Genomic DNA, 12,287 nt, shown 5'->3' with positions numbered 1-12,287 from the left:
ACAGATTTTTCCCAATGGCACATATAACATTACCCGATGAGTCCCTTCCAGGAATTGTGGGATTATTCAATTTCCGTCCTGAAACGGCCGCACCATTGCAATTGCTCGCCGAAACCTTGCTAAGGGGCGAATCCACTCTAACAAGCGGAGAGCGCGAGCTAATTGCAGCACATGTTTCTTATCTAAACGACTGTCATTTCTGCCATACCTCGCACGCATCTGCGGCGATGGCACATTTGCAATGCGACCTTAGCCTGATTGACGACATCAAACAGAATTTCCAGCAGATTGAGATTACCCCCAAACTTCGCACTCTCCTGAACATCGCTGCCAAAGTGCAAAAAAGCGGCAAGGAAGTGAAGGACGAGCACATTGCTGCTGCGAGGGAAGAAGGCGCAACCGACCAGGAAATCCATGATACGGTCCTGATCGCCGCTGCATTTTGCATGTTCAACCGGTATGTAGACGGACTCGGAACATGGGCACCTCAGCATAACGAAGCATACCGCGAAATGGGTCAGAGGATGGCGTTTAAGGGCTATGTTCGGGAGACCGTTGTGCAGGACGTTTAGGAGTGGTCATTGATTGTCATTTATTGTAAAGAATAGTTACTCATAATGAGAAGCTGTCATCTATGGCAATTTGAACAACACATGACAACTAATGACTACTCATGACCACAATTGACCACGTCTGACTCCAATCAATTTATACATCCAAGTACCAAACCAAATGCCACATATACCATTGCCTGAGCATTTACCGGGGATTACAGGTTTGCTGGAATACAGCCAGCTTACTGCACATCCGATCAGGATATTGACCCAAACTTTATTGCGGGGAGATTCCACGTTGGCGCCTGCCGAGCGCGAACTGATCGCGACAATCGTGTCGCACAACAACGAGTGCAAGTTTTGCACGGCTGCGCATACAGCTGCTGCGGATGTATTGCTGGGCGAAAGTGAAACCTGCGAGATCATGAAACAGGATATCGACGCGGCGCCTGTGAGTGAGAAAATGAAAGCATTGTTAAAAATCGCAAGGCAGGTTCAGGCAAGCGGAAAAGCAGTTACCGAAGATGCGATTGCGCTCGCAAAAGAGCGCGGCGCAACTGACCTTGAAATCCATGACACCGTGTTGATCGCAGCCCTGTTTTGCCTATACAACCGCTATGTAGACGGAATGGCCACTGTTGCGCCTTCGGACCCAGCGTTTTATAAAGGCCTGGGGCAACGCCTGAAAGACAACGGTTACAACAGACTGGCCAACGGTTACGACCATTTGAAAAAACAAACTCAACCCACCTAAAATTTAGAAACAACGTTTATGAAAAAACATTTACTCTTCCTTTACACAGCGCTTTGCCTGTTTTTGGCACAAGCAGCTTATGCCCAATCGACTAAAATTTCAGGTCACATCTTTGACAGTGATTCGCAAAAACCCATTTCAGGGGTTTCGATTTCTATAAAAGGAAAAAATACCGGTACCATTACGAATTCAGAAGGTTATTTTGAATTAAAGTCAACAACACCTGCCACCCTGATCGTTTCGCTGATCGGTTATGCGCGTCAGGAAACCGAAGTGGCTTCTGCTGAAAACCTGCGCATTAACTTGGTGCCGTCCATTGAAGAACTCAACCAAGTCGTGGTAACAGCTTCCCGGGTAGAGGAAAATATTTTGCGCTCGCCTGTCAGCATTGAAAAAATGGATTCGAGGGCGGTACAGCAAACACCTTCGGCCAATTATTTTGATGGATTGGTGAATATGAAGTCACTGGACATGGTCACCAGCAGCCTTACTTATAAGCAAATCAACACAAGAGGCTTCAATAGTACTGGGAACAGCCGCTTTCTGCAATTGGTGGATGGGGTGGATAACCAGCCTTCCGGCCTTGGATTCGCGATGGGTAACCTGTTTGGCCCGCACGATATCGATGTGGAAAGCGTAGAACTGATCCCGGGAGCCGCGTCCGCATTGTATGGCCCGATCGCATTCAACGGTATGCTGAATACGCGGACAAAAAATCCATTTGAATATCAGGGATTAAGTGCCCAGACCAAATTTGGGGTCAACCATATTGGCGACGGCACAAACCTGGGAGCCAAGCCGGTTTATGATCTGGCAGTTCGTTACGCCAAAGCTTTCAACAATAGATTCGCAATCAAAGTCAACGTATCCTATCTCAAAGGAACTGACTGGAATGCAAATGATTACACAGACATAGACCCGAACACGCCAGCAGCAAATCGCGGACCTAACAATCCCGGAAAAAATGCACTCAACATTTACGGTGATGAGGTAGCCCAAACACTTCCGAACATCGGTCGCGTGTCGCGCACGGGTTACGAGGAAAAGGACCTTGCGACTTATGGCGTTTACAGCTTCAAATCCAGTGCGGCCTTACATTACCGCATTACCGACAAGCTAGAAGTCATTTATCAGGCGAACTACAATCAGGGTACTGCCCAATATACAGGTAGTAACCGTTTCGTCATCAACGATTTCAAGTTCATGCAACACAAACTTGAACTCAAAGGCAGCAACTTTTATGTTCGTGCCTACACCAACAATGAATATTCGACCAACTCATATAATACCCGCGCATTGGGCCAGCAGATCAACCGCACCTGGGTAAAAGACCTGAGCGGCAATACGGTAACGCCGGACAAGGCGGATGCGACCTGGTTTGAAAGATATGCAGCGGCTTACAACGGAATCGTGGCAGGGGTAACAACCAAAAATCATACGGCAGCACGCTCCTTTGCAGATCAGGGAATGATTTTGCCAGGTTCATCGGAATTTGACTCAGCGAAAGACAGGCTGATCCAAACGCGCGGACTGGCGGGAGCAGGGATATTAAGTCAATGCAGTCTACGGCATGTTGAGGGCCTTTATGATTTCAGCCCTGTTTTGAAATTTGTAAACCTGCAGGTAGGTGGAAATTACCGTAAATACTATCTCAACACCGGCGGGACGCTTTTTGACGATAAGGATAAAAACCTAACCAATGGTGAATATGGTGTTTTTGCGCAGGTTTCCAAATCATTCTGGAAAGACCATTTGAAGCTCACACTTTCGGGACGCTATGATAAAAACGAGAATTTCGATGGCCGTTTTACACCAAGAGCTTCGGCTGTATTCTCACCCCTGGAAGACCATCATTTCCGCGTTTCCTATCAAACCGGCTTCCGTAACCCAACCATTGGTGACCAATACATTAAGCTGAATGTGGGGCCGATCATTATCCTGGGTGGCGCGCCTGTAAATTCGGCAGGATTAAATGCTTATGAAAACTCGGTGACCATTGCATCGTTTTCCGCTTTTGCCAGCGCATTTGGAGCTGATATGCAAAAGGGAACGCCTTTCCCGCAAGCAGTTGCCAATAACAAGGACAGGCTGGTGAAATCCAATGTGCCTTACATTAAATCAGAGAAAGTCAAGAGCTATGAAATTGGTTATAAAGGGATTATAGCCAAGAAAGTTCTTTTTGATTTGAATTACTATTATAGCGAATACACGGATTTTATGATCAATACCGTGGTTGCAAGAGCTAAATCCAACATTATATTAGCCGATGGAAAGGTTAACCCTGCCGCTGCTGCTGAGCTTTTAGGTGCAGACAGACAATTGTTTCAATTGTATACCAATGCTGCCGACAAAGTTTCGATTCAAGGAGTTAGCGCTGGGTTGACCTACTCCTTACCTAAAAATTTTAAGGCTGGTGTGAATGCGACCTTTATTGAATTTAACCTCAAAAACGCCGACGCCAACAACATCCCGGCATTTAATACACCAAAAACCAAAACGAATGTCACGTTCGGTAACTCGAAGCTGACGGACAATCTGGGTTTCAATATGGCCTGGCACTGGCAAGCTGGTTTCGACTGGTACGGCACATTCACCGAGCTGAGGCCGGGACGGGTGAAATCTTACAATCTGCTCGATGCGCAGGTGAGCTATCGGATACCTAGCCTGAAAACGATCGTCAAAATTGGCGGCTCTAACCTGGGCAATAAATACATCGTACAAGCATACGGTTCCCCGGCAGTGGGTGGCCTGTATTATGTGAGTTTGAATTTTGATCAATTATTCAGATAAGAAATGATGCAGACACTGGATGTGATTGATTTGGAAACAAAGAGCGTGACGGGTAAATGGCTTGCATTCGGGCTGTGTGCGGGGAGCTATATCCTGAGCGGAACAGTATCGACATTGATGTCGGTGTTCCTGCCTGTTGCCATTCCGGAACTAACTGGCGATGCCATTGACCAGGCACAACTTGGAGAGATCGGTGCCTATGTGAGTGCTATTTACCTTTATGGCTGGATGGTCGGCGGATTGCTTTTTGGGGTTGTAAGCGACCGCATTGGCCGTGTTAAATCTCTTGCGCTGGCAACTGGTTTATATGGACTCTCAACTTGTCTGGTTACCGTTGTTCCCGATTGGTACTCGTTATTAGCGCTCCGCTTCTTTGCTGGAATGGGCGTCGGGGGTGTGCTGCTGATCTCAACCGTTTACATTTCAGAGATCTGGGAAGAACGAAGCCGGGCAGTCATGCTTGGAATATTGGCAGTATGTTTTCCAATCGGAATTGTGACAACCGGCAGCCTTAACCTGATTTTTTCACATTGGCGGACGGCATTTGGGATAGGCGCAATTCCTGTACTGATCGCTGTACTGATTTTTACATTAGCACCTGAATCCAGTAAATGGCGGATTACCAAAACGGTTAAAAACTCTACCGAAGCGATTTTTGATGAAAATAACCGTCCGAACCTGATTTCCGGGTCACTCATTTTTGGCTGCGTACTGATCGGGCTTTGGGGGATATTCTCCTGGCTTCCTACCTGGGCGCAAACATTGCTCGCACAAGGTGAGGACGGACAAAAGGAACGCGGCCTGATCATGATCCTTTTGGGAATGGGCGGCATTACGGGCGGCGTTTTTTCGGGTATGCTGGTTAATAAGTTTGGAAAGAAAAACACATTGATCGGAACATTTACATTATGCGTCATCATGTGCTGCATTTTGTTTTTGTCCAACAGTCACTTTACAAATATTATTTACGTGGAAACGGCGGTGCTTTCCTTCTGCTTTGGAATCAGTCAGGGCGCATTGTCGAGTTATATTCCCGAGCTTTTCCCGATTTCGATCAGGGGGACGGCAACTGGTTTTTGTTTTAATGTGGGGAGATTCTTTACTGCGACTGCAGTATTTTTTATTGGATCAATGGTTAGTGTCCTGGGAGGTTTCAGTAATGCATTACTTGTATTTACGGTCCCTTTCCTGGTAGCGCTCATCGCAACTGCGCGAAGCAAATGATCCACAGAATCGCATTATCATAGGTTAATATATTGGCAAACGGGTTTGCCCCATGGCGAACCCGTTTCTTTGTTTACAAGCTGTTGGCTTTTAGCGGTGAGCTTTTCGCTTTTTTTTTTGATTTTTTTAAGAATATACATATATGAAGAAACTTTTTTACCTCGGAGTTATCGGCATCATCCTTTACGAAATAGCGAAGGTTTATTTTATTATGCCTATGCCGGGCAGTCAGCGGATGAATAGCATTGATGCGGCCTATTTCCTGCATAACTGGCGGTGGGAGTTGAGGATCCTTTTCTGGGCGCTGATCATCGCTGGATCTTTCTCTGTTTTTGGAGGAAAAAGAAAGTGGATTCCTGCCATCTTTCTATTATTGGTTGTGGGACTGATCTATGCTACCAATTACGAAATGGCGGCCGATACCATGTTCTATCAGCCCAATGCGGTGTTGATGAACGATTCTGCCGCCAACAAAGTAGGCCTGGAACGGATTGTGATCGGGACCGAAGTCAATGGAGAGGCCAAGGCATACCCTATTCAGTTTATTGGTTATCATCACCAGGTAAGGGATACGCTTGGCGGGCAACCCATTATGGTAACCTACTGCACAGTTTGCCGGACAGGAAGGGTTTTTGAACCCACGGTCAACCACAAACCCGAGTTTTTTAGGTTGGTGGGGATGGATCATTTCAATGCTATGTTTGAAGACGAGGCAACCGGGAGCTGGTGGAGACAGGCAAATGGCGAAGCAATAGCCGGGCCGTTGAAAGGGGAAATGCTGCCTGAGTTGCCAAGCACGCAAACGTCTCTGGCACAATGGCTTAAATTGCATCCGAACACTAAGGTTATGCAGCCCGATCCAGTTTATCAGGCGAAGTACGATTCCATGAGCCGCTACGAAAGCGGGAAAGGAAGGTCAGAACTTACGAAAACAGATACTACCGCGTGGAAAGATAAGTCCTGGGTAGTAGGTGTTCAGGTGAAAGGGAAGAGCAAAGCTTTTGACTGGCAGCGGTTGAAGAAAGAAAGGGTTGTGAACGACGAAGTTGGAGCTGTTCCTGTGGTACTGGTGATTGCGGCGGATAACCAGAGCTTTTTTGCTTTTGAAAAAGGTGAAAACAACCAGAAGTTTTTGGTGAAAAATGATACAATATTAGCAGGCACGGCAACCTATAATCTGCTTGGGAAACGCATTGCAGGTACTGGCCTGGATCTACAACGGATTAATGCTTATCAGGAGTTTTGGCACAGTTGGCGCACTTTCCACCCTGACACTCAGAAATATTAGGCTAATGTCAGTAAATTTAATTTTGACAACCACTGATGAGATTTACAATTTATAGCATATTCCTATTATTCTGTTGCGTTCAGATCAGTGCTTTTGGACAAACAGAAAAGAAAGAAAAAGAATACAACAAAGTGTTCAATCTGGACGAGATAACCGTCGAGCAACGCAAGAACGTGATCCATACCGAGCGCCTTCCGGATGTCCACAACACCTACATTACTGCTGGCAAAAAGAGTGAAGAGGTTCAGATGGACGGTGTTAATGGCAACATTGCCGAAAAAACGGGCAGACATATTTTCGCCAAAATACCTGGCGTTTTCGTTTACGATATGGACGGCAGCGGCAATCAGATCAACATTTCCACACGTGGCCTCGATCCGCACAGGTCGTGGGAATACAACATCCGCCAGAATGGCGTCATCACCAATTCCGACATGTATGGCTATCCGGCCAGCCATTACAGCCCCGCCATGGAATCGATCCAGCGCGTTGAACTGGTGAGAGGTACTGCATCATTACAATTTGGGGCACAGTTTGGCGGGATGATCAATTACGTAACAAAAGGGCCGGACACGACAAAAGCGTTTTCCTTCGAAAGCATTAATTCAGCAGGTTCGTTCGGGCTTTTCAGTTCATATAACTCCATTGGCGGGAAAGTTGGCAAGTTTACTTATTCAGCGTATTATCAAAAAAGACATTCAGACGGCTATCGTAAAAACGCAAAATCGGATGCACAATCACAATATATTAGCCTTGCATATGAATTCAGCAAATCGCTGAGAATCAAAGCCGAATTGGGAAGGTCTTCATATGTGTTTCAAATTCCAGGCCCTCTCACCGACGCCATGTTTGCGGCAGATCCGCGCCAATCGACCCGGTCGCGCAATTATTTCAATCCGGACATTTACGTTCCTTCTATTGTGCTCGACTGGAAGATTAGCTCGGTCACGCAAGTTAAGTGGACCAATTCGGGGGTTTACGGCGCGCGGAACAGCGTGATGTTTGACGCTTTCGCCAACGTAGCCGATACCATTAATCCCGCGACCAAATCATACAAGGCACGGCAGGTTGACATTGATAATTTCAAAAGTTTTACCTCTGAATTGCGCCTCATTCACCAGTATGACGTTGCCGGGTTCAGGAACATTGTCTCGGGCGGGGTGCAAGTAATGCAAAATAATTTGCGCAGACGACAACTGGGTAAGGGTACGACGGGCAGTGATTTTGACCTTACATTAACGGATCCGGAATTCGGCCGCGATATGTATATGAAGACCAACAATGTGGCTGTTTTTGTAGAAAACATGATTTTCCTGACGCCAAAGCTGACGTTATCCCCGGGTTTCCGGATAGAAAGAGGAGCTACGGATATGACCGGGAAAATCAGCTATTACGATCCGACTAATCTGCCAAACAAGATTAAACATAAGTTCCCTTTGTTCGGGATCAGCTCGCAATACCGTATAGATGCGAATAGCCGCATTTACGCCGGGTTTTCACAGGCTTACCGTCCCGTCGTTTTTAAAGACATCATTCCCGGATCGGTTTTGGAAAGGGTTGATAAAAATCTAAAAGATGCATACGGCTACAACCTGGAAGCGGGGATCAGCGGAAATGTTCAGGATAAACTAAAATATGATATCGGCGTTTTCCAGATCCTGATTAACCATAGAATGGGTACGGTATCCATGCGTGACGACAATAGTAATGCTTATCTGTTGCGAACTACAACGGGGGACAGCAAAACGCGTGGCGTGGAAGCTTATGTGGAATACACGGCATTCCGGGCTTACAACGCTGGTTTACCGACTGAATTATCATTCTTTACTTCAACTTCTTATTTTGATGCGAAGTATATCAAAGGCAATGCGGTGGTCAATAACGAGAACACCAGCGTTGCAGGTAATCGCGTAGAAGGTGTACCGACCTGGATTTCAAGAAATGGTGCGCAATTCCAATACAGAACTTTTTCGTTAACCGCCCAATACAGTTATGTGAGCTCCAATTATGCTAACCCGTTGAATACCGAAGCGCCATCAGCGAATGGTACAATTGGTAAGGTTCCGGGTTATGGGTTGCTGGATGTGAATGCGACCTGGCGGATCGCTAAAAATTACACTTTGCGCGCTGGCGTGAACAACATTACCGACAAACAATACTTTACCAAAAGGCCAACTATGTATCCAGGTGCCGGGGTTTGGAGCTCGGACGGACGAAGTTTCGGGATTTCTTTTGGGATAAAAATTTAGAAAAGCTGTTTTTATGATTTTGCTGATGCAGCAGACTTGCCGAAGATGTAGGCAAGTGCTGTTATAGCGAGATTCAATGATCTGGAAGCATTTTCCGACCAGAATTCCGCATCTGCGGTGGTACTTTTGGAAGAGCTGAGGCAATAAACATACATGGACCCTCCGAAAAGGACGCAGATCAAAGCAATAAATGTAGGAGTGTTTTTACCGTCACCGAAGAATTTCCCGATAAACCCGAGATTTTGTTCCAGCATGGCCTGCTCATGTCTGTTCTTTTCTTTGGCTACTTCCAGTTGGGACTGGTGCGCACGTTGCTGTACTTCTGTGAATTCTGCATCGTTCTGATCCTGGTTGACGATGCCTTTTTTCGCCTGACTTCTGTTAGGTGCCGTACTCAAATGAAATCCTGTTTTGAATGACGGGAACAGATACGGCAAATAATTCGGAAAGCTTTTCGATTTTGGTGTCTTTCCAGTATTTATCAAGCATAAAGCGGGGAACCAGGAGGTTCGCAGCAAATGCATTCGCCTCTTTTTCGACGGGATCATCATTAAATACGTCGTCCCGGAGTAAAACTTTATATTCAGTGGATTTAGCCCACTCCGCATGTAAAACGCGGTGCCCCAACTCATGCGCTATGGTGAAGGTCTGCCTTAAAGGATATTCGTTTTTGTTGACGTAAATAGTATCCTCCTCTGCATCATAAAAACCCGAGACCCGGTCATAATCGTCACTGAAAACAGCAAAAACAACTTTGATGCCCAGGTCTCTTGCGATAGACACAGGATTGACAGGAGGTTCTGTCAGCCCGAAGTTGTTCAGAAGGATGGACACTTCTTGCCTGACTTTGCTGTAATCGGGCTTCATGATTGGGCTATGAATTAATGTGATCATAATCAGAATTTTGTATGTGCATAACAAACAAATATATGCATTTGTTCTGAGAATCTACCATTTTACAGCGCTTCCTAATCCATCCTCAAAGTTCAAATAAACAGAAATTTGAATCAGCGTTCACAAGCAAAATTGTTAGAAGTAGGTATTGAACCAGACGTCCCTGAAAGAGAAATTTGTCCGGCCGATTGTATAGAGTTATGGTTTAAATCCATGGCATTATTTTAATAGATGTTATTAAAATACTTGATCAACAAACGAAACCATGGCAGATAAAACATTAAAGGACGTAAGCGAGATTATGAAAGATCGCGACATTTGCATGCTTACTACAACCACCTCAAATGGTATGCTTGCATCGCGGCCGATGAGCAATAACAGGCAGGTCGAATACGATGGCGACTCTTACTTTTTTACCTGGGAAGGGTCGCGAATGGTGGCCGATATTGAAATGGACAATGGAGTAAATCTTGGTTTTCAACAAGGATATGGCCTTTTTATCTCAATAACTGGTACGGCGGAAGTTACGAGAAGTCGGGAAAAAATGGAAGAACATTGGGTCGAAGATCTGGACAAATGGTTTGAAGAAGGACTCGATACCCCCGGCCTGGCAATGATAACAGTAGCTGCAAAACAAATCAAATACTGGCAGGGTGAGGACGAAGGTGAGATTAGGTTATAACACAGCTTCAATTTATAACCTCCTATCAAAATGTCAACAATTCGCTCCATAATATCCCTTTTACTCCTCGCCATCCTCCCTTTCTTCCCATTCCTCGCCGCAAAAGCCCAAAACTACGACGAATCAAAAGTCCCTTCCTACGTTCTGCCGGACGCCCTAAAAATGGTTTCTGGCAAAAAGGTCCGCAACCAAAAGACATGGGAAACCAAACGGCGTCCTGAGATTCTCAAATTGTTTGAAGACAATATTTATGGGCAGATGCCCACTGCCTACGATAGCGTGAGGCGCATGATCGTGAGCGACGATGGTGCTGCAATGGGTGGAAAGGCGATATTGAAACAGGTTTTGATTGAAATATTTAGAAATCAAAAATCTGTAAAAATAAACTTGGTCTTGTTTGTCCCTTCCAAAGCTGCTGCACCTTCGCCTGTATTTTTGTTAATTAATAACAGAGGCAAGGATAACACAGATCCGACACGGATTAAGAAAAGCGAATTTTGGCCGGCTGAAATGCTGATAGACTCCGGTTTCGCTATCGCAACATTTCATGTGGATGACCTCGCACCCGACAACAAGGATACATATATGAATGGCGTCTTGCAGCTATATCCAGAGCAGTTGAAAATGGATAATGGGATGAAGGCAATCGGTGCATGGGCCTGGGGCGCGAACCGGGTGATGGACTATTTTGAAAAAGATAAAGACCTGGATGCCAAAAAAGTAATCATTGTCGGGCATTCGCGTGGAGGAAAGGCCTCTTTGTGGGCTGCGGCGCAAGATCAGCGGTTCGCCGCATGTGTTACCAATTGTTCAGGAAATTCGGGTGCAGCCCTTGCCCGAAGGCAGTTTGGTGAACGTATCAGCCGGATTAATACTTCCTTTCCGCATTGGTTTAATAATAATTACAAAAAATTCAATGATAAGGAAAACCTGTTACCCGTAGACCAGCACATGCTTATTGCATTGGTAGCGCCGAGGCCAATATATGCCACCAATGCTTCCAAAGACCTCTGGGCTGATCCAAAGGGCACATTCCTGGCGTTAAAAAATGCGGAAAGCACTTATGCTTTGTATGGCCTGCACCCAGATTTACCCGCTAGTCCTCCCGGAATCAACGAGCCTTATATAATTCCCCCGATTGCTTACCATATTCGTGATGGAGAGCACAATATGACGGCTTACGACTGGGCGAATTTCATTAGGTTCGCGAGGAGTTTTTAATGCCACGAATACACGAATAGGTTGAGTCGTGTATCATTCGTGCCTTCGTGGCATTAAAATTGAACGTGATTATTAACCAAAAAAGAATCTGATGAAAAACAAACAGCTTCCCGAAGATCAAGCATTGGTCTTATTTACGGATATCAATGGAATTCCGAGAGAAGGTTTATATAAAAAAGGTTCCAAAGCTTTTGTAGAAGCCATTGGAGACGAAGGCCCAGAAGATACAGGAAATATTTACCCGGAAGAGGACATTGTATCCTGGGAGTATCTGGAGAAAAAGGACTCGCCAAACAGCGACATCATGGTTATCCTGTAACGACTAGGTTAGGTCAGAAACGTCATCATAGTTGCTACCCAATATAGGAGCCCCATTTGGGGCTGCGAGATAGGCCTGGATAGATTAATCTACTAAGTATGAGTCCCGGTGGAACTGCGGCGGCCGCGCTGTCAGTTGATAGAAGCGACCGCGCAAACGATTTGTGAACTTCCAAGCAAAAAAGCACCTAGCAGATAAATGCTAAGTGCTTTTTATTAGTGGGCCCACCTGGAATCGAACCAGGCACCTACTGATTATGAGTCACGTAAAAATAGAATTTTTTACTACTTTCTTATTTTTTGATATTTTTTC

General features: G+C 45.6%; 11 protein-coding genes. 9 read left to right on the top strand and 2 right to left on the bottom strand.

All coding sequences use genetic code 11. From position 1 onward, the window contains the following. Window positions 1–14 precede the first annotated feature (14 nt). The 6 genes from FHS68_RS23720 (at window position 15) to FHS68_RS23695 (ending at window position 8,859) form a co-directional block, all read left to right on the top strand. The gene (locus FHS68_RS23720; RefSeq protein WP_167275935.1) at window positions 15–572 is read left to right on the top strand and encodes a carboxymuconolactone decarboxylase family protein; all 558 of its coding nucleotides are present in this window, start codon (window positions 15–17) and stop codon (window positions 570–572) included. A gap of 160 nt (window positions 573–732) precedes the next feature. Continuing rightward, window positions 733–1,308: a carboxymuconolactone decarboxylase family protein gene (locus FHS68_RS23715; protein ID WP_167275932.1), complete on the top strand. Its 576-nt coding sequence runs from the start codon at window positions 733–735 to the stop codon at window positions 1,306–1,308. Between the two features lie 18 nt (window positions 1,309–1,326). Further along, on the top strand, window positions 1,327–4,098 hold the full coding sequence (locus FHS68_RS23710; protein WP_167275929.1) for a TonB-dependent receptor: 2,772 nt from the start codon (window positions 1,327–1,329) through the stop codon (window positions 4,096–4,098). Window positions 4,099–4,101: 3 nt separating this feature from the next. Then, window positions 4,102–5,322 (top strand): MFS transporter, encoded by a 1,221-nt coding sequence (locus FHS68_RS23705; RefSeq protein WP_229212044.1) that lies wholly within the window; start codon window positions 4,102–4,104, stop codon window positions 5,320–5,322. 142 nt (window positions 5,323–5,464) lie between these two features. Then, window positions 5,465–6,610, top strand: coding sequence for a DUF3179 domain-containing (seleno)protein (locus FHS68_RS23700; RefSeq protein WP_167275925.1), 1,146 nt, complete (start codon window positions 5,465–5,467; stop codon window positions 6,608–6,610). 35 nt (window positions 6,611–6,645) lie between these two features. Then, window positions 6,646–8,859, top strand: a complete 2,214-nt coding sequence (locus FHS68_RS23695) for a TonB-dependent receptor family protein (RefSeq protein WP_167275922.1) — start codon at window positions 6,646–6,648, stop codon at window positions 8,857–8,859. Between the two features lie 11 nt (window positions 8,860–8,870). On the opposite strand, the gene FHS68_RS23690 is transcribed toward FHS68_RS23695, so the two are convergent. Together FHS68_RS23690 and FHS68_RS23685 are read right to left on the bottom strand one after the other, a co-directional pair. Continuing rightward, window positions 8,871–9,257, bottom strand: a complete 387-nt coding sequence (locus FHS68_RS23690; protein WP_167275918.1) for a hypothetical protein — start codon at window positions 9,255–9,257, stop codon at window positions 8,871–8,873. Beyond that, window positions 9,241–9,753 carry an ImmA/IrrE family metallo-endopeptidase gene (locus FHS68_RS23685; RefSeq protein WP_167275915.1) on the bottom strand — a complete coding sequence of 171 codons (513 nt, stop codon included), beginning with the start codon at window positions 9,751–9,753 and terminating at the stop codon, window positions 9,241–9,243. Before FHS68_RS23685 ends, FHS68_RS23690 begins: the two co-directional genes overlap by 17 nt. A gap of 265 nt (window positions 9,754–10,018) precedes the next feature. Between FHS68_RS23685 and FHS68_RS23680 the strand changes: the two genes are divergently transcribed. The 3 genes from FHS68_RS23680 to FHS68_RS23670 all read left to right on the top strand — a co-directional run bounded on the left by FHS68_RS23680 (window position 10,019) and on the right by FHS68_RS23670 (window position 11,975). Next, window positions 10,019–10,435, top strand: coding sequence for a pyridoxamine 5'-phosphate oxidase family protein (locus FHS68_RS23680; RefSeq protein WP_167275912.1), 417 nt, complete (start codon window positions 10,019–10,021; stop codon window positions 10,433–10,435). A gap of 30 nt (window positions 10,436–10,465) precedes the next feature. Next, entirely contained in the window at window positions 10,466–11,656 is a 1,191-nt protein-coding gene (locus FHS68_RS23675; RefSeq protein ID WP_167275909.1) for a glucuronyl esterase domain-containing protein, read from the top strand. A 91-nt stretch (window positions 11,657–11,747) separates the two neighbouring features. Further along, window positions 11,748–11,975, top strand: coding sequence for a hypothetical protein (locus FHS68_RS23670; RefSeq protein ID WP_167275906.1), 228 nt, complete (start codon window positions 11,748–11,750; stop codon window positions 11,973–11,975). Window positions 11,976–12,287 lie beyond the last annotated feature (312 nt).

The sequence above is a fragment of the Dyadobacter arcticus genome (assembly GCF_011762185.1).
Lineage (GTDB): Bacteria > Bacteroidota > Bacteroidia > Cytophagales > Spirosomataceae > Dyadobacter > Dyadobacter arcticus.
Note: the sequence above shows the minus strand (reverse complement) of the source record. Positions and strands in the feature narration are given on the sequence as shown.